Below are 22,901 nucleotides of genomic sequence, written 5' to 3' on the forward strand. Positions count from 1 at the left end.
GTATTGACAAATGGCTTTGCTGAAACTGCAATAAGGGCATGAGTGAGCACAAGGACCACGCAGATCCCGGGGAGCCGGGCGACCGTGACACGGAGGGCGTCCTCGCGGAGGTCGGGCCCCGGCTGCGCCGCGTGCGCAAGGAGCGTGGTGCCACCCTCGCGGGCCTGTCCACCGCCACCGGCATCTCCGTGAGCACCCTCTCCCGCCTGGAGTCCGGCCTGCGCAAACCCAGCCTGGAACTGCTGCTGCCCATCGCCCGTGCCCACCAGGTGCCCCTGGACGAGCTCGTCGGGGCGCCGCAGGTCGGCGACCCGCGCGTCCGGGCGGCCAAGCCGATCGTCATGCACGGCCGTACGCACTGGCCGCTCACCCGCCAGCCCGGCGGCCTGCAGGCCTACAAGGTTCTGGAGCCGAAACGCAAGGACGAGCCGGAGCCGCGTACGCACGAGGGCTACGAGTGGCTGTACGTGCTCTCGGGGCGGCTGCGGCTCGTGCTCGGCGAGCACGACGTCGTCCTCGGGGCCGGGGAGGCGGCCGAGTTCGACACCCGTGTGCCGCACTGGTTCGGGTCGACGGGGGAGGGGCCGGTGGAGTTCCTGAGCCTCTTCGGCCGGCAGGGGGAGCGGATGCATGTGCGGGCGCGGCCGAAGCGGGGTGGCGGCGGGCAGGGCGGCTGATGTCGGTTGCGCCGTTCCCCGCGCCCCTTGGGGGGTTGGGGGTGCGGTGGGTTTGAAGGTGTGGGGCCAGTTGGTGTGGGCGTGCGCCGTTCCCCGCGCCCCTTGGGGGTGGGGGTGTCGTGGGTTTGAAGGGGTGGGGTCGGCTGGTGTGGGTGTGCGCGGTTTCCCTCGGCCCTGGAATGCGCGGCCCCACCTGTTCCCTGTACGGCAAGCGACCGCTTAGTATGCGGTTGACCCCGAGGCGCGAACAGAACAGACACAGTCCCGTGGAGGCCCCGCATGCAGGCATGGCAAGTGCACGAGATCGGCGAGCCCGGCGAGGTGATGCGGCTCGCGGAGGTGGAGCGGCCCGTACCCGGTGACGGCCAGGTCCTGCTCAAGGTGCGCGCGGCGAACATCAACTTCCCGGACGCCCTGATGTGCCGCGGGCAGTACCAGGTCAGGCCGCCGCTGCCGTTCACGCCCGGGGTGGAGATCTGCGGCGAGATCGAGGACGGCCGACGGGTCATGGCCAACCCCGCGCTGCCGTACGGCGGCTTCGCCGAGTACGCCGTCGCGGACGCCGCGGCCCTGCTGCCCGCGCCCGAGGCGCTGGACGACGCCGAGGCCGCCGCCCTGCACATCGGCTACCAGACCGGCTGGTTCGGCCTGCACCGCCGGGCCCGGCTCGAAGCCGGCGAGACGCTGCTCGTCCACGCTGCCGCAGGAGGGGTCGGCAGCGCGGCGGTGCAGCTCGGGAAGGCGGCGGGGGCGACCGTCATCGGTGTCGTGGGCGGCGCGGACAAGGCCGCCGTCGCCCGCGAGCTGGGTTGCGACCTCGTCGTGGACCGGCGTGCCGAGGACGTCGTCGCCGCCGTCAAGGAGGCCACCGGCGGCCGGGGCGCCGACGTGATCTACGACCCCGTCGGCGGGGACGCCTACACGCAGTCCGCCAAGCTCGTCGCCTTCGAGGGCCGGATCGTGGTCGTCGGCTTCGCGAGCGGCACGATCCCCAGCCCGGGCCTCAACCACGCCCTGGTGAAGAACTACTCGATCCTCGGCCTGCACTGGGGCCTCTACAACACCAAGGACCCGAAACTGGTCCTGCGCTGCCACGAGCAGCTCACCGAGCTGGCCGCCCGCGGGGCGATCAGGCCGCTCGTCAGCGAGCGCGTACCGCTGGCCGGTGCCGCCGACGCCGTCCAGCGGGTCGCCGACGGCGTCACCACGGGCCGCGTCACCGTGCTGCCCGCCCTCGGAACCGCCCTTGAGGGCACGAACGGGAACGGAGCCGTCGCATGACCGACACCGTGAGCGGGGGCGGAGCGGTCGACGCCGCCGAACTGCGCCGCCGCACCCAGGAGTTGCTGGCCGCGTACCCGGTCGGGAGCACGGACCGGGTGGACTTCCTCAAGGCGCGCTTCGACGCCGGACTCGCCTGGGTGCACTACCCGGAGGGTCTCGGCGGCCTCGGCGCGCCGCGCTCCCTCCAGGCCGTCGTGGACACCGAGCTGGAGGCCGCGGGGGCTCCCGACAACGACCCGCGGCGCATCGGCATCGGCCTCGGCATGGCCGCGCCGACGGTCCTCGGTTACGGCACCGAGGAGCAGAAGAACCGCTTCCTGCGGCCCCTGTGGGTCGGCGAGGAGGTCTGGTGCCAGCTGTTCAGCGAGCCGGGCGCGGGCTCCGACCTGGCGGCCCTCGGCACGCGCGCCGTACGGGACGGCGACGACTGGGTGGTCAACGGCCAGAAGGTGTGGACGTCCAGCGCCCACCTCGCCCGCTGGGCCATCCTCATCGCCCGCACCGACCCGGACGCGCCCAAGCACCGCGGCATCACGTACTTCGTCTGCGACATGACCGACCCCGGCGTCGAGGTGCGGCCACTGCGCCAGATCACCGGCGAGGCCGAGTTCAACGAGGTGTTCCTCACCGACGTCCGCATCCCCGACGCACACCGCCTCGGCGAGGTCGGCGACGGCTGGCGGGTCGCGCAGACCACCCTCATGAACGAGCGGGTCTCCATCGGCGGCATGCGCATCCCCCGCGAGGGCGGGATGATCGGCCCGGTCTCCAGGACCTGGCGCGAACGCCCCGACCTGCGCACCCACGACCTCCACCAGCGCCTGCTGAAGCTGTGGGTCGAGGCCGAGGTGGCCAGGCTCACCGGCGAACGCCTGCGCCAGCAGATGGTCGCGGGACAGCCGGGCCCCGAGGGCTCCGGCATGAAACTCGCGTTCGCCCGCCTCAACCAGGAGATCAGCGGCCTGGAGGTCGAACTCCTCGGCGAGGAAGGCCTGCTGTACGAGGACTGGACGATGCGCCGGCCCGACAAGGTCGACTTCACCGGCCGTGACGCCGGCTACCGCTACCTCCGCTCCAAGGGCAACAGCATCGAGGGCGGGACCAGCGAGGTCCTGCTGAACATCGTCGCCGAACGCGTGCTGGGGCTGCCCTCCGAGCCGCGCACCGACAAGGACGTCGCCTGGAAGGACCTCGCCCGATGACCCCGACGACCACGCAGCGCGCACAGCCCGACCTGCTGTACTCGGAGGAGGAAGAGGCGCTGCGCGCCGCCGTCCGTGACCTGCTCGCCGACCACTGCGACCCGGCGGGCGTGATCGCCCGTACGGAGTCCGGTGCCCCGCACGACCGCGAGGCGTGGAAGGCCCTGGCCGAGGGCATGGGCCTCGCGGGTCTGCTGGTGCCCGAGGCGCTGGGCGGCCAGGGCGCCACGCACCGCGAAGCCGCCGTCGTCCTGGAGGAGCTGGGCCGTGCGGTCGCTCCCGTGCCGTATCTGACGAGCGCGGTCGTCGCCACCGAGGCGCTGCTGGCGTGCGGCGCCGACGACCTCCTCACCGAGCTGGCGTCCGGCCGCCGTATCGGCGCCCTCGCCGTCGCCCTGAACATCGCTCCTGGCGGCGCCCACCGGACCGTACGGATCGAGAACGGCGCCCTGCACGGGGAGTTGACCGGCATCGCGGACGCGACCGCCGCCGACGTACTGCTCGTGCCCGCCGAGGACGGCGGCCTGTACGCGGTCGACTCGGACGCCGTGACCGTCACCGCGCAGGTGTCCCTGGACCTGACCAGGCCGGTCGCGACGGTCGTCCTGGACGGAGTGCCCGCCCGCCGGATCGGCGACGCCGCCCCCGCCGTACGGCGTGCCCTGCGGGCCGGGGCCGGACTGCTCGCCTCCGAGCAACTGGGCCTCGCCGAATGGTCGTTGACGGAGACGGTCCGCTATCTGAAGGAGCGCAAGCAGTTCAACCGCCCGGTCGGCGGCTTCCAGGCGCTCAAGCACCGGCTCGCCCAGCTCTGGCTGGAGACCGTCCACACGCGCGCCGCGGCACGCAACGCGGCCGACGCGCTGGCCGGCGGCAGCGGGGACAGCACGGAGGTGGACGTGGCGGTGGCCCTCGCACAGGCGTACGCGGCGCCCGTCGCCGTCCATGCCGCCGAGGAGGCCCTCCAGTTGCATGCCGGTATCGGCATGACCTGGGAGCACCCGGTGCACCTCTACCTGAAGAGGGCCAAGGCCGACTCGATCGCGTACGGCACGGCGGGCAGCCACCGGGAGGCACTGGCCGGGCTGGTGGACCTCCAGGCTCCCTGACCGACCCGCCGACTCACCTGCACGCAGTGCGCGAAGGCCCGCTTCTGTCCCCTGGGATGCCTCATGGGGACGGGAGCGGGCCTTCGTGTGCAGGTGTCGGCCGGTGAAGTGAACGCACCACGGCAGTCCGGCCAACTCCCCGCACGGCTCTGCTCCTTGGGCATGTCCACGCCGCATACTCTCCCCAGTCCCGACTTCGTCGGCCCGGGGCGTCCGTGGCCCCGTACGGCATTCCCAGGGAGGCAGACATGGCCCTCACCACCCGTCGCAGAGCCCTCACCACCCTCGCCGCCGGACTCGCGGGCGGTATCGCCCTGCCCGCGTACGCACAGGCGAGCGAGGACAGGCACCGCCCGCGCCCGCTGTGGCGTGCCCACGCCCACAACGACTACCTCCATCCCCGGCCCCTGTTCGACGCGCTCGGCCACCGCTTCGGCAGCGTCGAGGCCGACATCTACCTCGTCGACGGCCAACTCCTCGTCGCCCACGACCCGGTGGAGCTGGACCCGGCCCGCACCCTTGAATCCCTCTACCTGAAGCCCCTCGCCGCCCGCGTGAAGGCCAACGGCGGCTCGGTGTACCGGGGACACCGCAAGCCGCTCCAGCTGCTGATCGACATCAAGACCGAGGGCTCGGCCACGTACCTCGAACTGGACCGCCGACTGCGCCGCTACCGGCACCTCTTCACGACGTACGCCAAGGGCCGTGTCCAGCCCGGCGCGGTGACGGCCGTGATCTCCGGCGACCGGGCCGCCCGGGTACCCATGGAGGCCCAGACCGTACGGCACGCCTTCTACGACGGCCGCCTCCTCGACCTGCTGGCCCCCGTCCCGGCCCCGGCCTCCTTCATCCCGCTGATCAGCGACAACTGGACGCTCAACTTCACCTGGCAGGGCGTCGGCACGTTCCCCGAGGCCGAGCGGCAGAAGCTGCGCGGGATCATCCTGGCCGCGCACTCGCGGGGGCAGAAGGTCCGCTTCTGGGCCACCCCCGACCTGGCGGGCCCCGCCCGTGACGCGGTCTGGAGCGAACTGCTCGCCGCGGACGCCGACCACCTCAACACCGACGACCTCGCGGGCCTGGAAGCCTTCCTGGACGCCCACCGGCGGGCGTGACCGGGGCGCGGGTCCGGGCCGGCGCCGTCACGCGCAGTCAACACACGTTCGGCGGACACGTCAGCCGCACGGACGAACCCTCCGCTACGCCACACTTGCGGCCGAAAGCCGCGGAGTGGCGTGGCGTGGCGGAGGAGGTTGACGGTGGCTATTTCCATCTCTGTGGTGCTGCTGCTCGTGATTCTGACGGTGGTCTTCCTGCGCAACGGCGCGCTGAAGCTGTCGCACGCGGTGGTCTGCGTCCTGCTCGGCTTCTATCTCGCGAGCACGAGCATGGCGCCGACCATCCACGACGGGATGACGGCGACGGCCGACATCGTCAGCAGCCTCAGGCCCTGACGGACCTCAAGCCTTGGAGAAGACGCCGATCCCGTTCGGCACCGGGCGTTCGGCGCCGCCGCTGGGGTGGTTGCGTACGGTCGCGGAGGTCGAGCCGGGCTGCCGGGCAGCCAGTGTGGTGGAACCGCCGCCGTCCAGACTGAACGCGTCCACCGAACCCAACTTCTTCATCTCGACGGCGACTTCTGCGATGGTGAGACCGCTGCGGAACTCCGCCGCCCCGTCGAGCGCCAGCAACAGCAGCCGGTGCCCGCCGTCGGAGACGCCCGCCGCGGTCCGAACCGCCGCCGTCGTGTCGTCGAGCCCCGTGAGCGGCTGCCCGCCGCGCAGGACCGGATACCCACCGATCGCGAAGCGGTACGGGGTCTTCGACGCGGCCGCCACCAGCCGGTGCCGCACCACGACCTGCTCGCCCACGGACAGCTTGCGCAACTGCTGGGCCCCCGCCTCCCGGCCGACCAGGACCGTGGTGTCAGAAGCGATGGTTCCGCTGCCGGGAGTGTCGGCCGACGACACGACCCGGCCGTCCTGGACGGTCACCTCGAAGGTGTCCGTGCTGCAGGGCGCGGCCCGGTCGGTGTCCGTCCCGCAGATGGCCCGCACCCGGGAGACCTGACCCCAGTCCGAGGTGAACGCGCCGACGGAGCCCACCGGCAGCGCGTACTGGTTGAGGCCGCCGAGCGGCAGGGTGGCCCCGGTGGTCTCCACCGAACCGTCGAGCGCCAGGCTGTCCAGGCGGGCCTTGCGGTCCGTGCCGACCCCGAGCACGTCCTCGGTGCTCGTGCCGGGCGGCAGGGCCGGTCCGAAGCGCTGGCCGTTCGGGACCGCCGCCTTGAAAGTGTGTCCGTTCGCGATCGCCGGGCCGACGGACGCGCCGGTCGCCTCGACCCCCGGGTGCTGGGTCTCGGTGATGTTGAAGAAGTCCCCGTTGACGCCGGCGACGGCGCCCTGGGCGTCGGTCAGCCGGGAGACCGTCGCGCGGGCCGCGACCACGCCCGGGTGCAGCAGATCGACGCTCACCTTGGGGTTGGCGAGATCGACGCTGAGCACATGCGCGTGCGTCACGCCCTTGGCGGCCTGGATGTCGAACTCCGTGTAGCGCACGCCCGGCGCGATCCGGCTGAAGGCGGGTGCGCCGCCGGTCCGTGCGCCGTTCGCCTGTGCGCCGCTGGCCGGTGCCGCCCCGGACAGGGCGGCGCCGGCCAGCGCGCTCCACGTGGCGAAGACCGCCAGTGCGGTTCTGAGTCGTCCGGTGCGAGGTGTCACTGGTGTCACGGTGCCCCTGCTCTCTCCGCTGTCTCCTCAAATGGCCCAGGACACAGGGGAGTTCACCACAGAGAGGGTGCCCTGACGATGACTACGTGCCGACGAGGCGCGAACGCGTCAGGAAACGTACCCCTTCGGGTGCCTCCAGGGAGAAGCCGCTGCCCCGGCCCGGCACCACGTCGACGATGAGCCGGGTGTGGCTCCACACCTCGTGCTGGCTCCGTGACATCCAGAACGTCACCGGTTCCTCGACGCCGTCGACGGCCAGGGAGGCGAGCAGGATGTCGGAGTCGCCTGTCCTGAACTCGCCCTCCGGGTAGCACATGGGCGCGCTGCCGTCGCAGCAGCCGCCCGACTGATGGAACATCAGCGGGCCGTGCGCGTCGCGCAGTCTGCGCAGCAGGTCGGCTGCGGCGGGGGTGAGTTCCACGCGTGGGGCGGAGTCGGGGTCGGTGGTCGAGGACACCGGGCATCACTCCTCATCGCTTCGGAGGTACTGCCGCGGACCCTACATCCGGCTGCGGACCGGTGGGGGTGACCCGCGCAGTTCCCCGCGCCCCTTGAGGGGCGGGGCTGCGCCCCGGCCCGCCGGTCGGGTACATCCTTGGCTGCGGGCCCGGTGGGGGTGGGCCGCGCAGTTCCCCGCGCCCCTGCCCGCGCGGGCGGGCGCATCTTTGGCTGCCGACCCCCACCGGGCCCGCAGTCGAAGATGTACCCAACCGCTCACGCCCGCGCAGCGACCCCCTCCAGAGGAAAGTGGCACAGCGCGCTGTGGGAGCCCCCTTCAACCACCGGCGGAGCCTCCAGCGCGCACAGATCCTCCGCCCGAGGGCACCGCGTGCGGAACCGGCACCCCGACGGGATGTCGAAGGGGGAGGGGATCTCTCCCGTCAGCTGGATCTCCCGGTCCCCGGACGCGCCGGACGCGTCCAGCACAGGCGCCGCAGACATCAGCGCACCGGTGTACGGATGCCGAGGCCGTTCGAAGACATCCTCCGTGGCACCGTGCTCGATGACCTTGCCGAGGTACATCACGGTCACCCGGTCGGAGATGTACCGCACCACGGACAGGTCGTGGGAGATGAAGACGTAGGCGACGCCGAGGCGTTCCCGGAGTTCCGACAGGACGTTCAGGACCTGGGCCTGCACCGACAGGTCGAGCGCGGAGACCGGCTCGTCGCAGACGATGAGGTCGGGGTCGAGGGCCAGCGCGCGGGCGATGCCGATGCGCTGGCGCTGTCCGCCGGAGAACTCGTTCGGGTAGCGGTGGGCGTCGCTCGCACGCAGTCCGACCAGGGAGAGGAGTTCGCGCACGCGCTTCTCCCGGGCCTTGGCGTCCGGTACGACGTCCCGGTGCGTGCGCCAGGGCTCACCGATCAGGTCGGCGGCCGACATCCGCGCGTTGAGCGAGGCGAAGGGGTCCTGGAAGACCATCTGGACACGGCGGCGCCAGGCCAGCAGTTCCTTGCCGCGCAGGGCGAACGGGTCGGTGCCGTCGAACCGTACGGTGCCCGCGTCGGGCCGTTCCAGGCCGAGCAGCACCCGGGCGAGGGTGGACTTCCCGCAGCCCGACTCGCCGACGAGCCCGAGGGTCTCGCCCCGGCCGAGCCGGATGTCCACCCCGTCGAGGGCGGTCAGCCGGCGGCGGCCGTGGCCGAAGGTCTTGGTGACGCCCTTGACCTCCAGCAGGGGCCCGGACTCCTCCGGAACGTCAGGGCGCTGTCCTTCGACGGCGGTGATGGCGCGGCTCTCAGACACGGTCGAGCTCCTCGGAGAAGTGGCAGGCGGCCGTACGTCCGTCGCCCGACGCGCGCAGGACCGGCCGTTCCTGGACGCAGCGCTCGCGCACCAGCGGACAGCGGTCCTGGAAGACGCAGCCGGCCGGCACGGCGCTGAGTTCGGGCGGGCTGCCGGGCACGGCGGGCAGCGGACGTCCGCGTACGGCGTGTTCCGGCACCGAGTCGAGCAGTCCCCGGGTGTAGGGGTGGCGTGGGGCGGCGAAGACCTCGCGCACCGGGCCGTTCTCGACGACCGTGCCCGCGTACATGACGACCACGTCGTCCGCGCGCTGGGCGACCACGGCCAGGTCGTGCGTGATCAGTACGAGCGCCATCTCGCGCTCGTCCTGGAGGTCCCGCAGCAGCCGCATGATCTGCGCCTGCACGGTCACGTCGAGCGCGGTGGTGGGTTCGTCGGCGATCAGGACGTCGGGGTCGAGGGCGACGGCCATCGCGATCAGCAGCCGTTGCCGCATACCGCCGGAGAACTGGTGCGGATAGGAGCGGGCCCGCTGCCGCGGCTCCGGGATGCCCACCCGGGTCATCAGCTCGACGGCCTTCTCGTGCGCCTCACGCCGGGAGAGTCCGCGGTGGATACGGAACGGCTCGCCGATCTGCCGGCCGACCGGCTGGACCGGATTGAGGGCGGTCAGGGCGTCCTGGAACACGATCGACAGCACTGGACCGGCCAGCTTGCGGCGTTCCGCCGGGGTCATGCGGAGCGTGTCGTCGCCCCTGACCCGGACGGCGCCGCCGGTCACCTCGGCCGCGGGGTCGAGGAGCCCCACGACCGACAGCGCGGTCATCGACTTGCCGCAGCCCGACTCGCCGAGGAGGGCGAGGGTACGCCCGCGGCGGACGCTGAAACTGACGCCGTCGACGGCACGTACCCGCCCGGAGGGTGTGCTCAGGTCGACGCGGAGCCCCTCGACGTCGAGGGCGGGGGTGTCGTCGGGGAGGCCGGCGGCGGACGGTGAGGGCGCGGCGGTGGTCGTCACGGGATCAGCTCCGGGGGTACGGCGGCGGAGGCTCCGCGGCGCTTGGTGGGCAGTGTCAGTCGCCAGCGCTGGGCGGGGTCGGTGGCCATGCGGACCCACGCGGCGAGCACGGTGGCGGACACGGTCGTGAACACGATGGCGAGACCCGGCAGCACGGTGATCCACCAGGCGGTCTGGAGGTACTGCCGGCCCTGGGCGACCATCAGGCCCCAGCTGACGTCCGGCGGCTGGATGCCGATGCCGAGGAAACTGAGCGAGGACTCGGTGAGCATGACGAAGCAGAAGTCGAGGGTGGCGACCGTCAGCAGCGTCGGCAGGGCGATCGGCAGGATGTGCCGGTGGATGATGTGCCGGGCGGGGGTGCCGAAGGTGCGGGCCGCGTCCACGAACAGGCGGCTGCGCAGTTCGGCCGCCTCCGCCCGCGCGGTGCGCAGATAGACCGGGATGCGGGCCACCGCGAGGATCAGCACGATGTTCAGCGCGCTCGGCGAGAACACGTACAGCACGACCACCGCGATCAGCAGGGAGGGGAAGCTGAGGATCACGTCGGCGACGCGCAGGGCGACGCTCTCGCGGCGGCCCCCGTGGTAACCGGCCCACAGGCCGAGCGCCGAGCCGATCAGCAGCGAGCACAGTACGGCGGGGACGGCCACGGACAGGGTCGTCGCGGCGGCGTCGACCAGCCGGGCCAGCACGCTGCGCCCGAGGACGTCGGTGCCGAACAGTCCGTACACCCCGTCGCCCAGGGACGGTGGCCGCAGGGAGGCGTCCAGGTCCTGGCGCTGCGCGCGGTCGCCGATGACGAGCCGCCCGAAGACCGCCACGAGGACGACCAGCGAGAGGACGACGGCGGCGACGGCCGCCGCGCGGTCGCGGCCCAGCATGCGCCACCAGTTCGCCCGGTGGGGCGCGCGTCCGGCACCGGTGGCGGTGCCGGACGCGGCCGTCTCCGCGGTGCCGGCAGCGGTCATGCCCGCGGTGTCGGCCGCAGGGTCGTCCAGGGCGCCGGCGGCGGAGGTGCCCGGGGTGTCGGCCGCGGCGACGTCCGCTGTGGTGTCCGCGGAGGCGCCCGCAGTGGTGTCCGCGGTCGTGGGTTCTTCTCGGGGCATGGTGCTTCCTTCGCTCACGCCGGCACCGCCAGTCGCACACGGGGGTCGGTCAGCGCGTGACAGACGTCGACCAGGATGTTGAGCGCGAAGATCGTCACGGCGGTGAGGAGCACGGCCGCCTGGAGGACCGCGAAGTCGCGCTGGAGGATGGAGTCGATCATGAGTTTGCCGATGCCCGGCCAGCCGAAGATCGTCTCGACGATCACCGCGCCGTTGACCAGACCGACCGCGAGGTCGCCGGCCACGGTCAGCACCGGCGTCACCGCGTTGCGCAGGGCGTGCCCGAAGATCACCCGCTGAGGCGTGGCGCCCTTGCTGCGGGCGATCTTCACGTAGGGGGCGGAGAGCGCGGTGACCATGCTGCCGCGTACCACCTGGACCAGTACGCCGAAGGGGCGGATCAGCAGGGTGGCGACGGGCAGGATCCAGATCTCGGGTCCGCCGAGGGTGCCGGAGGTCGGCAGCCAGCCGAGGCTCACCCCGAAGACGAGGACGCCCATGATGGCGAACCAGAAGTCGGGGATGCTGGCGGCCGTCATCGACAGCAGGCTGGCGATCCGGTCGACGAGCGAGTTGGGGCGGTAGGCGGCGAGGCTGCCGACCAGCAGCGCTCCGGTGATCGCGAGCAGCATGGTCACCCCGGCGAGCTGCAGGGTGACGGGGAAGGCGTCGAGCACCATCTCGGTCGCGGGCTGCCCGGTCCGCAGCGAGGTGCCGAAGTCCAGGTGGGCCGCGTCGACGAGGTAGTTCCACAGCTGCGCCGGGATCGACAGGTCGAAGCCCTGGGCGGCGGAGAACTCGGCGCGCTGCTCGGCGGTGGCGCTCAGGGGGAGGTAGAGGTCGACCGGATTGCCGGTCATCCGGGCCAGGAAGAAGACGCCCAGCACCACACAGAAGAGCGGGATGGCGCTGGAGATCATGCGTTTGCGCAGGAAGGGGATCATGTCAGTCCTTCGCCCCCTCGGCGGGACCGACCTCGGCCAGCCGCATTTCGTCGCCGGTGGCGGAGTTCGGTTCGTACCGGATCGACGGTGACAGCCCGAGCAGTCCGCTCATGTGGGCGATGTGGGTGTACTGGACGACGGTGTCGTTCTGGTCGGCGAGCAGCTCGGCGAAGGCCTGCTGGCGCTTGTCGCCGGACAGCAGGCCCGCGTCGGCGATGCGCCGGTCGAGTTCCTTGCTTCCGAAGGTGGACTGCGGGCCGTCGCTGAGCAGGTACTGGCTGGCGGTGAAGGCCGCGTCACCGGCCTGGTTGCCGTGCATGATCAGCAGGGCGATGGGTCCGACGTTCTTCGGCAGCGGCCTCAGCTGGTACTGGAGCTGGGTGGCGGTGTCGGCCATACGCACCTTGACGCTCAGCCCGATCTCCTTCATCTGGTACTGCAGGGCCTCCGCGGTCTCCGAGACCCCGGAGAACATGCCGTTGCGGGCGACCAGGGTGATGGTGCGGCCGGTGGGTACGCCGTCGGCCTTCGCCTCCTTCACCAGGGCGCGGGCCTCGTCCACGTTCTGGCGGGTCGGCTCGATCGCGTCGCTGTGTCCGACCACTCCGGGCGGTACGAGCTGGCCCGCGGGTTCGGCCAGTCCGCCGAGCAGCGCGTCGATGATGCCCTGGCGGTCGACGGCCAGGTCGATGGCCCGGCGCACGCGCACATCGTCGAGCGGCGCCTCGCGGCCGTCCAGCCGCAGCGCGGTCGTCTCGTTGTTGGGATAGGAGGCGGTCGTGTCCTTCTCCGCCTCCATCGAGTCGAGCGCGACGGCGATCTCCGCCTCGTCCTTGTCGATCATCGCGGCCCGGACACTCGCGTCGCTGCGCCAGACGTAACGGGCCCGGGGAAAGGCGGGAGCCTTGCCCCAGTAGTCGTCGTAGCGGCTGAGGGAGATCGCGGTACCGGCCTGCCACGAGCGCACGGCGTACGGGCCGGTCCCGATCGGGACACGCACCTTCGCCTCGGTGCTGGTGGAGCGCGGCACGATCTCCACGAAGCTCAGGCGCAGCGGCAGGATCGGGTCGGGCTCGGGCGTGGTGACGGTCAGCCGGTTGTCGTCGACCGCCTTCACCTTCAGGTCGTCGTCGCCGAAGACATAGCCCTCGACGTTGCAGGCGAGGTCGGAGTTGACCGCCCGGTCGATGGAGAACGCGGCGTCCTTCGCGGTGAACGGTTCACCGTTCTGGAAGGTCACCCCGCTGCGGGTGTCGAAGGTCCAGGTGCGTGGCCCGGTCTGCTTCCAGCCGGTCGCGAGCAGCGGGTGCAGTTCGCCGGAGTCGGGGTCGCGTTCGACGAGCGGTTCGGTGATGTTGGACCGGACGACGACGCCGGTACTGGTCAGGGATGCCTCACAGGGCTCCAGCGTCGGTGGTTCCTGGGTGAGCACCACGCGCAGGGTGCGGCCGTCGGCCTCGCCGGCGTCACCGCCGGCGCTGTTGGCCACGGCACAGCCACTGGACACCAGCACCGTGCCCGCCAGCAGCAGGGCGGTCGTCGTGCGGGGCCGCCGTCGGCCGGGCGGAAGGGAGGAAACGGGGGACTTCATCGTCGGCGTATCTCCGGGGGAGTGCTGATGTGTCACGTTCCGAGTTCGGGCCGACCTCCTGAGCTGTTTACACTTACGTACTCGGTCCGCATCTGTGAACGCCGAAGCTAAACCGGTGCCGTGGCAGCGTCAAGGGATGCGCGTCGACGGATCTGCGACCGTCACCGCCCGCTGCCGGGCGATCACCGTCCGGCCCGACCGCTCCGGTGTCCTGGACCTCGCACGTCACCGAACCTTCTGCTCTGACGGGAGTACCACCATGTCCCACCCCGCCGCCCCCGACGACCTGGCCGCTCCGGCCGCCCCCGGCACCGTCCTCCAGGTGTCCCCGCTGCTCCCCGCCCTGGAGAAGGCGCTGGCCGAGCGGCACCGCACCGTGCGGCTGCACGAACTGCCCGACCCCGCGGCCTACCTGCGCGAGGAGGCCGGCGAGGTGGTGGCCGCGGTCACCAGCGCGCGGTTCGGCGTCGCCAACTCCCTCATTGACGCGCTGCCGAGGCTGGGCGCGATCGTCCACTTCGGCGTCGGCTACGAGACCACGGACGTGGCCCACGCCAGGGCGCGCGGCATCGACGTCAGCAACACCCCCGACGTGCTGAACGACTGCGTGGCCGACCTCGCCGTCGGCGGCCTGATCGACGTCATGCGCGAACTGTCGGCCGCCGACCGGTACGTACGGGCCGGTAAGTGGAGCGCGGCGCCCTACCCGCTGACCTCCCGGGTGAGCGGGAAGCGTGTGGGCATCCTCGGCCTCGGCCGGATCGGCCGGGCCGTCGCGCGCCGCCTCGAAGGCTTCGGCACGGACATCGCGTACTGCTCGCGGACCCCGGTCGCCGACGTCCCCTACCGCCACCTCCCGAGCGCGCGGGAGCTGGCCGCCGCGTGCGACGCGCTCGTCGTCACGGTCGCGGGCGGGGCCGGTACCCGGGGCCTGGTCTCGGCGGAGGTGCTCGACGCGCTCGGCCCCCGGGGTTTCCTGGTCAACGTCGCGCGCGGCAGCGTCGTCGACGAACCCGCCCTGGTCGCGGCGGTGCGCGAGGGGCGGATCGCCGGTGCGGCGCTCGACGTCTTCGCCGACGAGCCGAACGTGCCGCGGGCGCTGCTGGAGTCGGACCGGGTGCTCCTGCTGCCTCACGTGGCCAGCGGGACGCACGAGACACGGCAGGCGATGGCCGACCTGGTTCTGGACAACGTCGGGCGGTTCATGGCGGAGGGGGTCCTGCTCACCCCGGTTCCGTGATCAGCCATTGACAGCGATGAGGATGGCTGTCTACAAATGAGAACGCGGACTACATATGAGGACGGCATTCATGGCTAGGAACGCAGCACGCATCGCCGACGTCACCGTGACCCCCGTGGCCTTCAAGGACTACCCACTGCTCAACACGGTCGGGGTGCACGAGCCCTACGCGCTGCGCACGATCGTCGAGCTGACCACCGAGTCCGGTGTCACCGGCATCGGCGAGACCTACGGCGGCACGGTCCACCTGGAACGGCTGCGCCGCGCCGCCGACGAACTGACCGGCCTGGACGTCTGGAACCTCAACGACCTGATCGCCCGCACCACACGCGCGCTGGGGGAGGACACCTCCGGCGGCGACGGCATGTCCGGGATGGTCACCGGCAGCAGCGCCGTGGACCGGGTCATGTCACCCTTCGACGTCGCCTGTCTGGACATCCAGGGCAAGCTGCTCGGCAGGCCGGTCAGTGACCTGCTGGGCGGCGCCGTCCGCCCCTCGGTGCCCTACAGCGCCTACCTCTTCTACAAGTGGGCCGCACACCCCGGACAGCCCGACGACGACTGGGGCGCCGCCCTCGACCCGGCGGGCCTCGTCGACCAGGCCCGCCGCATGATCGACGCGTACGGCTTCTCCTCCATCAAGCTCAAGGGCGGCGTCTTCCCGCCGGACGAGGAGATCGCGGCGGTCAAGGCCCTGCGCAAGGCCTTCCCCGACCTGCCGCTGCGCCTCGACCCCAACGCGGCCTGGAGCACGGAGACCTCGCTGCACGTCGCCCGCGAGCTGGACGGCGACCTGCAGTACCTGGAGGACCCCACCGAGGGCATCGACGGCATGGCGGCCGTCGCCGCGGGGACACAAACACCCCTGGCGACCAACATGTGCGTCGTCTCCTTCGACGACCTCGCCCCGGCCGTGGCCCGCGGCTCCGTGGGCATCGTCCTGTCCGACCACCACTTCTGGGGCGGGCTGCGGCGCGGCCTCCAGCTCTCCGCGATCTGCGACACCTTCGGCCTCGGCCTGTCGATGCACTCCAACTCGCACCTCGGCATCAGCCTCGCCGCGATGACCCATCTCGCGGCGGCCACCCCGCGCCTCACCTACGCCTGCGACACGCACACGCCCTGGAAGCAGCCGGACGAGGACGTCGTGGACACCGGGGTCCTGAAGTTCACCGAGGGCCGCGTCACCGTACCCACCGCTCCGGGCCTCGGTGTGGAGCTGGACCGGGACGCGCTCGCCAGGCTCCACCGGCAGTACCTCGACTGCGGACTGCGCGACCGCGACGACACCGGCTACATGCGCACCGTGGACCCCTCCTTCTCGACCAAGACCCCCCGGTGGTGACCCGCCCGTGCACATCATGCTCAACCACCGCATCCTGAGCCGCTTCCACGAACCCCTCAAGGCCCGCGCGCAGGGCCCGCACACCTGGCTGGAGTCCTTCGACTGGACCCCGGAACGGATCTCCGAAGCCATCACCGGAGTCGAGGTGTTCGTCGGTTCCCACCTGCGCGCCGAGGACGCCCGGCGCGCCGGACGGCTGCGGCTCGTCCATGTCGTCGGCGCCGGCTACGACGGCATCGCGCTGGACGCGCTCGGCCCGCAGGTGTCGGTCACCACCACCCACCACCACGGCCGTTCCATCGCCGAGCACGTCCTCATGTCCGTCATGATGCTGTCCCGCGACGTCCTGGGCGCCGACCGCGCACTGCGGGCCGGACAGTGGCGCAACGTGGCCGTCGACCCGCAGCTACCGTTCGGGACGACGCTGGAGGGCCGCCGGGTCGGCATCATCGGCTTCGGCGAGACCGGCACCGAGGTCGCCCGCCTCTGCCAGGCGGTCGGAATGCGCGTACGTGCCGTGCGGCGCGACCCCTCAGCGCCGGTCCCGCAGGACCTCCGGACCGACTGGATCGGCGGCAACGACCGGCTGCCCGACCTGCTGGCCGAGTCCGACGTCGTCGTGGTCACCGTTCCCCTCGGCCCCGCCACCCGCGGGCTGATCGGCCCCGCCGAACTGGCGGCCATGGGACCGGGAGCCCTGCTGGTCAACGTGGCCCGCGGACCGGTCGTCCAGGAGGACGCGCTGTACGAGGCCCTCGACACGGGTGTCATCGCCGGTGCCGCACTGGACGTGTGGTGGTCGGGCCCGCCCCAGGCGCCCAGCAGGCTGCCGTTCCACGACCTGCCCAACGTGCTGATGACCCCGCACCACTCGGGCCACACCACCGACACCTTCGCCGCCCGCGCGCTGGAGATCGCCGACAACATCAACCGCCTGGAGCAGGGCCGCCCGCTCACCAACGTGGTGCGCGCGGGCGCCGCCACGGCCACCTGACCCGGCACCCGCGCCCTCACCCCCGGCCGTCCCACCCCCGCCCTCTCGCCCCACTGCCCCAGGAGTTGAAGACCCCCATGCTCGAAGGTGTCCTCTTTTTCCCCGTCACCCCCTTCACCGATGCCGGTGAGGTCGACCTGACCGCCCTGCACCAGCACGTCTCGGCAGGAGCCGCCGCCGGCCCCGGCGGCGTGTTCGTCGCCTGCGGCACCGGCGAGTTCCACGCCCTGGACGTCGAGGAGTTCACCGCCGTCGTACGGACCGCCGTCGACGCGGTGGCCGGACGGGTCCCCGTGTACGCCGGGGCCGGCGGCGCGCTCGGACTGGCCCGCCGCTTCGCCCGTGCCGCCGCAGAGGCCGGCGCGGACGGCCTGCTGCTCATGCCTCCCTACCTCGTCGACTCGCCCGCCGAGGGCCTGGTCGCGTACGTCCGCGCGGTCGCCGAGGAGACCGCCCTGCCGGTGATCGTCTACAACCGGGGCAACGCGCGCTTCGACGAGCGCACCGCCTCGGACGTGGCCCGACTGCCCACGGTGACCGGCTTCAAGGACGGCACCGGCGACCTCGATCTCGTCGCCCGGATCATTCCCGCCGTACGTGAGTCGCTGAGCGCGTCCGGCAAGGAGTTCCAGTTCTTCAACGGCATGCCCACCGCCGAGGCGAGCCAGCCCGCCTACCGCGCCCTGGGCGTGAAGCTGTACTCCTCGGCCGCGTTCGCCTTCGCCCCCGACATCTCCCTCGCCTTCCACCGCGCGGTGGAAGAGGACGACACCCAGCGCGTCGACGCACTGCAGCGGGCCTTCTTCCACCCCCTCGTCAGGCTCCGCAAGAGGGTCCCCGGCTACGCGGTGGCCCTGGTGAAGGCAGGCGTGACCCTGGAGGGCAACAAGGCGGGACCGGTCCGCCCGCCCCTGACCTCCCTCGGCGCGGCGGAGATCGAGGAGCTGGCGGCCATCATCGCCGAGGGGCGCGCCGTACTCGCCTCCTGAGATGTTCATACGAGGTCCATGGGAGGGCCGTAGGAGGTCCGTCGGGCGGGGTCACTCGCCCGACGGCACGGTCTGGGCGGCGCCGAGAGCCACCGGGGTGCCGATGTTCGGCGTGCCGTCGGCGTTCCAGGTGAACTTCTGCGCCCTGGTGCTCCGGTTCATGTCGCAGCCGCCGGAGGCGGAACTGTTGGCGTGGTAGACGATCCAGTCCTCCGTCCCGTCGGGCGACTTGAAGAAGCCGTTGTGCCCGGGCCCGTACACACCAGTGGCGTTGGACCGCTGGAATACGGGGTTCGGCGACTTGACCCAGGACGACGAACTGAGCGGATCACCGCCGTTCCAGGTGAGCATGCCCAGCTTGTAGTCGGGTGTGGAACAGTGGCTGGCGGAGTACACGATGAAGGTCTTTCCGCCGCGCTGGAGGACCTCGGCGCCCTCGTTGACCGCGCCGCCCACCGTCTCCCAGCTGTACGTCGGCGTGGACAGGACACGGCGGGTGCCGCTCGCGGTCCAGGGGTTCGACAGCGGCCGGATGAACATCGGCTGCGAGCCGTTGTAGAAGGTCCCCAACAGGTAGAGATTGCCGTTCAGTTGCAGGATGCCCGGGTCCAGTTCCCAGGTGTTGTCCTGGGTCGGGTCGAGCAGGTCGGCCTTGAAGCTGTAGGGCCCCATCGGGTCGAGCCCGGCGCTCTCCAGCACATGGATCCGCTGGGTGCCCAGGTCGTACGGCTCCTGCCCGGCCGTGTAGTAGAAGTACCACCGCTTGCCGTTGGGGCCGTCGAGCAGATGGAACTCGGGGGCCCACATCGTGCCCGCCCCGTTCGGCCGGGTCAGGTTGAAGACCACCTGCTCGGCGGCCGTGGCGAGACCACCCAGGGTGGCCGACCTGCGCATGGTGACCGTCGAGTTCCAGGTCGTCGTGGCGAGGTAGTAGTAGCCGTCGTAGTAGGTCAGCCAGGGGTCGGGCCCGCGCTGGGCGAGCGGGTTGGTGAACGTGCCCGGGCTCGTACCGCCGCCGCTGAAGCCGGGCAGCCGCCACACCCTGCCGTTCGCCGCGGAGCACGGCAGCTGCACCAGGTTGGTGTTCGAGGCCGACGAACCACCGCTCGGCGCCACGCACCTGCCGGAGCCGACGGACACCAGGTTGAAGGTCCGGTCCGTGCCCGGCACCGTCACCGGGACGAGCCGCCACTGCTGGTTCGTCGCGCTGTGGCAGGGCCACTGGATGACCGCCGCGTTGTCCGCCGTCGACGCGCCGGAGACGTCGACGCACTGACCGGACTGCGTGGTGACCGTGTACGTGTCGGTCGTCCCCGCGACCAGGGTGTAACCGAAGCTCTGGTTGGCGCCGGAGCTGCAGGTGAAGGCGCGCAGCTGAGTGCCGTTGGTCGACGAACCGTTGGGCAGGTCCAGGCAGTTGTTGCCGTTCTGGTTCACCCCGGCCGAGGTGAACGCGACGGCGGCGGAGGCGGGCGGCGCCACGAGGAAGGCGACCGCCAGGGTGAACAGGGCGACGAGCGCGGAGAGACATCGGGAACGGGTCACGGGCCGTACACCTTCGCTTCCAGGAGGCCGACGGAGTTCGTGCCGTTGCCCGTCAGCAGCACCCGGAGCCGCGTGGTGCTCGTGGGCGTGAAACTGACGGAGTTGTACTGGTTCCTGACCACCGGATAGGTCCCGGCGCCCGGCACATCGACATAGGCGCTGCCGTTCCAGTACTGGAGCTTCCACGAGGCGGGCATGTCGATGCCCTGGTCGTCGTCGAAGAAGTAGACCTCGGCCCTGGCCAGGTTCTTCGCCGAGGACCACGTCAGGTCGACCCACTGCTGACCCGTCTCGGGCCAGCACCCCCAGCGCGGGTTCACCGTGTCGTTGGACGACGGCGGATCGATCCCGTCGTTGACCGCGGCGACGCTCTCCCAGGACGAGGTGGCCGACGCGGACGCCGTCGCCGACCCGGCGAGGTTGGCGGGCGGCTGGACCCCGCCCCGGTTGAACACCTTGACCTCGGTGAGTCCCGTCTTCGCCCCGGAGGCGTTGGTGGCCAGGACCCGGATGCGCTGCGCGCCGACCGCCGGGAACCGTACCAGGTTGTAGTTGGCGCGCGGCACGGCCGGACTCTGCGTCTGGTCGGCCACGTTCACCCACGAACTGCCGTTGTAGTACTGGATGGTGTACGCGGACGGCGCCCGGTAGGTGGTGCTCGCCGGCCGGCTGTCCTTGAAGTACAGCCGCACCTCGTCGAGTGTGCGCGTGGCGCCCAGATTCAGCTCGTACCAGTCCTGGCTGTTGGGGGAGCCGCCCGCGCCCCAGAAGGGTTCGTTGGTGGGATAGCCGTCGACCGCCCCGGAGACGGCGGAGCCGGAGCCGGTGTGGGACGCGGACACGGTCGCGCCGGAGGCGAGGTTGGGCAGGTCGGCGGTGAGGTCGACGCCGGCCTTGGCGAGCATGTCGACCATCCGGGGGCTGCTCTGCACGACCTGGTTCGGGGCCTTCAGCCCGGCCACGGACGCGTGGTGGGTGACCGTGCCGCTCGTGGTGACGTCACCGGTGGCCGGGTCCCAGGTGAAGGGCACCAGAGAGCTGACGGTCGCGGCCCGGCTGCCGTTGACGTAGATCGAGTAGCCCTCCGGGACACCGGGATAGCGGACCACGCCGTCGGCGGGGTCGTCCCAGACGATGGTCAGGTCGGCGCCCCGGTAGCGGAGGTTGTTGACGGTGAAGTGGCTCCAGCCGATGTTGATCGGGGACAGCTCGACCTTCGCGTCGCTGCGCGGGCGCAGTCCGGCGACGTCCTCGATCACGGTCCAGTTGCTGCTGCCCAGGATGTTGTGGTGGATCCAGGAGCGGTAGTCGATGCCGGTGCCGTTCCAGTCCGCCCAGAACTCGTTGGCGTCCGGCCACTGGGTGTTGCCGCCGACGTACTGCGCCCAGGTGTTCCAGTACAGGAGCTTCTTGTAGTCGGTCGCGTTCATCCAGGAGTTGGAGTAGTTGCGCAGCACGGAGGAGTAGAGGCGGAACTGCACGGTGGAGTTGATGGTGGAGAAGTTGTTGGAGCCGGGGTTGCCGGCGTCGGCCGCCGCCTTCTTGTCGACCTGGTTGGCCGTGTAGAAGGGGAACACGGGATACTGGGCGGGGTCGTCGTACAGGCGCAGGGCCTGCTTGTACGTTGCGGTGTCGGGGACCGCGCCGACCGAGAACGGGTAGTAGTTGTTGATCTCCTTCCAGGGCACCCATTCGTTGGTCGACTTCAGCCGGTGCTCGAAGAGTTGCCGGTTCGGGTTCCAGAGCACGTTGACGATCGCGTCCTTGATCTGGGTCGCGAGCGTGCGCATCTCGGTGGCCTTGGCCGTGTTGCCGGTCGCCTCGTAGGCCTGCGCGGCGGCGAGCGCGCCGCTGTGCTGGTAGGCGGACTCGGCGCGGTCCATGTTCCCGGGCTTCCAGTGGAAGGAGACCGCGTCGGCGTCGTTGCCGGTCAGCGCGCCCCAGTCGTACTCGATGAGCTTGTTGTCGTCGTGGTCGTAGTAGGCGAGTTGCCCCTTGACGTCTCCCTCGGCGTAGCGGGCCAGGTTGGCGGCGATGCCCGGCTGGCCGCCGTGGATCTGGTAGCTCTTCCAGGCCGCCTCGGCGATGTACTGGGTGTAGCTGTTGGACCAGTTCTCGGGGTCACCCGGATTGTCGAGGAACCGGGCCCCCTTGGAGGTCTGGCCGACACTGAGCCAGTCCCCGTACGCGTAGGACGGATCGCGCAGGTACTTGAGGTCGTCGATGTGCATGGGCTGGGTGAGTGCGATCGCGTTGTTGTAGCCGAGGACGCCCTCCGTCGAGGTCGGGAACTGGAAGGTCTGCCCGGGGATGTCGGCGTCGAGGCTGTTGAAGCGCATCAGCCACCAGCGGTAGTAGATGTTCTTCTTGATGGCGCCCTCGGGCACGTCGATGTAGGGCACGTTCTGCGCCCACCACAGGTTGTAGGCCCTGACATGGGTGGCGAACGCGGTGGCGGCCGAGTGGCCCGCGTAGGCGTTGTACTCCGTGAGGGACGCGGGGATCTCGTCGGTGACGAAGCCCATCACCACCTTGGTGGTCACGGTGGCTCCGGCCGCGATCGTCACGGACCGGTTGAGCCCGCCACTGGAGACGGCGAAACCGTCACCGGTCAGGCGCGGGCGCACGGTGGTGAGGTTGTTGTACGCGTTGACCTGCCCGGTCAGCTCGCTGCCGCTGCCGGAGGTGGCGTACGGGGAGGTCGCGCGCAGTTGCAGTGTGGTGGCGGCGCTGCCGTTGTTCCTGATCGACAGGTTGGTCACCGCGACGTTGTTGTCGGTGATGAACTTGGTCTGCTCGACGCTGACCGACCCGGCGGTGTGCACACTCTTCCAGTGGCTCGGGGTCTGCCGGCGCTGGGCGACCTGTTCGGTGAAGGTGCCGGGCGAGATCGCGACCGCGTAGGCGTTGTTGTCGTTGACGCTCTCCCAGTAGGCGACGTGCCCGCCGAAGCCGAGCACCGCGGGATCGTGGGTCTTCATGAAGAGGGCGCGGCCCCGGCTCATCAGCCAGGGCCCGGCCGGGTCGTTGCCGGTACGGGCCAGCAGCCGGTCCATCCAGAAGTCGGTGCCCGAGCTCTCCGCGTCGTAGATGCTCCGCATCATGTCGCCGGTCGTGTGGGCGACGGGCGGGGCGGGGATCGCGGGGCCGCTGAAGGTGGGGAAGCCGATGGTCTGCGCGGCGTGGGCGGGGGTCGCGGTGACCACCGAGCAGCCGATGAGCGCCAGGGCGACGAGGAGGCGCTTCACGGCAGAGCGGTAGGAAGTGCTGTTGGTTCTGGACGGTCTTCTCATCGGAGCTCCCTGTCCAGTTATGTTGTGCTCATGACATTCAGTAAGGCGTATCTGTGCACGTCGAAGCGCTGGAGCGCGAAACT

At 71.1% G+C, this 22,901-nt stretch carries 19 protein-coding genes; 10 read left to right on the plus strand and 9 right to left on the minus strand.

The window, feature by feature from the left end; all coding sequences use genetic code 11:
• Window positions 1-38 precede the first annotated feature (38 nt).
• The 6 genes from C6Y14_RS23765 to C6Y14_RS23790 all read left to right on the plus strand — a co-directional run bounded on the left by C6Y14_RS23765 (window position 39) and on the right by C6Y14_RS23790 (window position 5,726).
• Window positions 39-677: a helix-turn-helix domain-containing protein gene (locus C6Y14_RS23765; RefSeq protein WP_107018816.1), complete on the plus strand. Its 639-nt coding sequence runs from the start codon at window positions 39-41 to the stop codon at window positions 675-677.
• Between the two features lie 279 nt (window positions 678-956).
• Window positions 957-1,958, plus strand: coding sequence for an NADPH:quinone oxidoreductase family protein (locus C6Y14_RS23770; RefSeq protein ID WP_107018817.1), 1,002 nt, complete (start codon window positions 957-959; stop codon window positions 1,956-1,958).
• Complete coding sequence (locus tag C6Y14_RS23775; RefSeq protein WP_107018818.1) at window positions 1,955-3,163, plus strand: acyl-CoA dehydrogenase family protein; 1,209 nt, start codon at window positions 1,955-1,957, stop codon at window positions 3,161-3,163. The genes C6Y14_RS23770 and C6Y14_RS23775 overlap by 4 nt, the downstream gene beginning before the upstream one ends.
• Window positions 3,160-4,272 carry an acyl-CoA dehydrogenase family protein gene (locus tag C6Y14_RS23780; RefSeq protein WP_107018819.1) on the plus strand — a complete coding sequence of 371 codons (1,113 nt, stop codon included), beginning with the start codon at window positions 3,160-3,162 and terminating at the stop codon, window positions 4,270-4,272. Before C6Y14_RS23775 ends, C6Y14_RS23780 begins: the two co-directional genes overlap by 4 nt.
• A gap of 248 nt (window positions 4,273-4,520) precedes the next feature.
• Window positions 4,521-5,387, plus strand: coding sequence for a phosphatidylinositol-specific phospholipase C/glycerophosphodiester phosphodiesterase family protein (locus tag C6Y14_RS23785; RefSeq protein WP_107018820.1), 867 nt, complete (start codon window positions 4,521-4,523; stop codon window positions 5,385-5,387).
• A 144-nt stretch (window positions 5,388-5,531) separates the two neighbouring features.
• The gene (locus C6Y14_RS23790; protein ID WP_107018929.1) at window positions 5,532-5,726 is read left to right on the plus strand and encodes a hypothetical protein; all 195 of its coding nucleotides are present in this window, start codon (window positions 5,532-5,534) and stop codon (window positions 5,724-5,726) included.
• Between the two features lie 6 nt (window positions 5,727-5,732).
• Here C6Y14_RS23790 and C6Y14_RS23795 read toward each other — a convergent pair whose 3' ends face one another.
• From C6Y14_RS23795 to C6Y14_RS23830, 7 genes are all read right to left on the minus strand, one after another.
• Window positions 5,733-6,992, minus strand: a complete 1,260-nt coding sequence (locus C6Y14_RS23795; RefSeq protein ID WP_107018821.1) for a phosphodiester glycosidase family protein — start codon at window positions 6,990-6,992, stop codon at window positions 5,733-5,735.
• A gap of 91 nt (window positions 6,993-7,083) precedes the next feature.
• Window positions 7,084-7,458, minus strand: a complete 375-nt coding sequence (locus C6Y14_RS23800) for a DUF779 domain-containing protein (protein ID WP_107018822.1) — start codon at window positions 7,456-7,458, stop codon at window positions 7,084-7,086.
• Window positions 7,459-7,715: 257 nt separating this feature from the next.
• Window positions 7,716-8,732, minus strand: coding sequence for an ABC transporter ATP-binding protein (locus C6Y14_RS23805; RefSeq protein WP_107018930.1), 1,017 nt, complete (start codon window positions 8,730-8,732; stop codon window positions 7,716-7,718).
• A 10-nt stretch (window positions 8,733-8,742) separates the two neighbouring features.
• Window positions 8,743-9,768: an ABC transporter ATP-binding protein gene (locus tag C6Y14_RS23810; protein ID WP_107018823.1), complete on the minus strand. Its 1,026-nt coding sequence runs from the start codon at window positions 9,766-9,768 to the stop codon at window positions 8,743-8,745.
• The gene (locus C6Y14_RS23815) at window positions 9,765-10,877 is read right to left on the minus strand and encodes an ABC transporter permease (RefSeq protein ID WP_225891235.1); all 1,113 of its coding nucleotides are present in this window, start codon (window positions 10,875-10,877) and stop codon (window positions 9,765-9,767) included. The genes C6Y14_RS23810 and C6Y14_RS23815 overlap by 4 nt, the downstream gene beginning before the upstream one ends.
• Before the next feature lie 14 nt (window positions 10,878-10,891).
• Window positions 10,892-11,821, minus strand: coding sequence for an ABC transporter permease (locus tag C6Y14_RS23825; RefSeq protein WP_107018824.1), 930 nt, complete (start codon window positions 11,819-11,821; stop codon window positions 10,892-10,894).
• Window position 11,822: 1 nt separating this feature from the next.
• Window positions 11,823-13,412: an ABC transporter substrate-binding protein gene (locus C6Y14_RS23830; protein ID WP_107018825.1), complete on the minus strand. Its 1,590-nt coding sequence runs from the start codon at window positions 13,410-13,412 to the stop codon at window positions 11,823-11,825.
• 259 nt (window positions 13,413-13,671) lie between these two features.
• Between C6Y14_RS23830 and C6Y14_RS23835 the strand changes: the two genes are divergently transcribed.
• From C6Y14_RS23835 to C6Y14_RS23850, 4 genes are all read left to right on the plus strand, one after another.
• Window positions 13,672-14,652 carry a 2-hydroxyacid dehydrogenase gene (locus tag C6Y14_RS23835; RefSeq protein WP_107018931.1) on the plus strand — a complete coding sequence of 327 codons (981 nt, stop codon included), beginning with the start codon at window positions 13,672-13,674 and terminating at the stop codon, window positions 14,650-14,652.
• A 70-nt stretch (window positions 14,653-14,722) separates the two neighbouring features.
• On the plus strand, window positions 14,723-15,997 hold the full coding sequence (locus C6Y14_RS23840) for a glucarate dehydratase family protein (protein WP_225891236.1): 1,275 nt from the start codon (window positions 14,723-14,725) through the stop codon (window positions 15,995-15,997).
• A gap of 16 nt (window positions 15,998-16,013) precedes the next feature.
• Window positions 16,014-16,991, plus strand: a complete 978-nt coding sequence (locus C6Y14_RS23845; RefSeq protein WP_225891251.1) for a 2-hydroxyacid dehydrogenase — start codon at window positions 16,014-16,016, stop codon at window positions 16,989-16,991.
• A 65-nt stretch (window positions 16,992-17,056) separates the two neighbouring features.
• Entirely contained in the window at window positions 17,057-17,980 is a 924-nt protein-coding gene (locus C6Y14_RS23850; RefSeq protein WP_199854828.1) for a 5-dehydro-4-deoxyglucarate dehydratase, read from the plus strand.
• 51 nt (window positions 17,981-18,031) lie between these two features.
• Here C6Y14_RS23850 and C6Y14_RS23855 read toward each other — a convergent pair whose 3' ends face one another.
• Both C6Y14_RS23855 and C6Y14_RS23860 read right to left on the minus strand, forming a co-directional pair.
• The gene (locus tag C6Y14_RS23855) at window positions 18,032-19,525 is read right to left on the minus strand and encodes a family 43 glycosylhydrolase (RefSeq protein ID WP_107018829.1); all 1,494 of its coding nucleotides are present in this window, start codon (window positions 19,523-19,525) and stop codon (window positions 18,032-18,034) included.
• The gene (locus C6Y14_RS23860; protein WP_225891237.1) at window positions 19,522-22,773 is read right to left on the minus strand and encodes a discoidin domain-containing protein; all 3,252 of its coding nucleotides are present in this window, start codon (window positions 22,771-22,773) and stop codon (window positions 19,522-19,524) included. The genes C6Y14_RS23855 and C6Y14_RS23860 overlap by 4 nt, the downstream gene beginning before the upstream one ends.
• Window positions 22,774-22,901 lie beyond the last annotated feature (128 nt).

The sequence above is a fragment of the Streptomyces dioscori genome (genome assembly GCF_003024195.1).
GTDB classification, from domain to species: Bacteria; Actinomycetota; Actinomycetes; order Streptomycetales; family Streptomycetaceae; genus Streptomyces; species Streptomyces dioscori.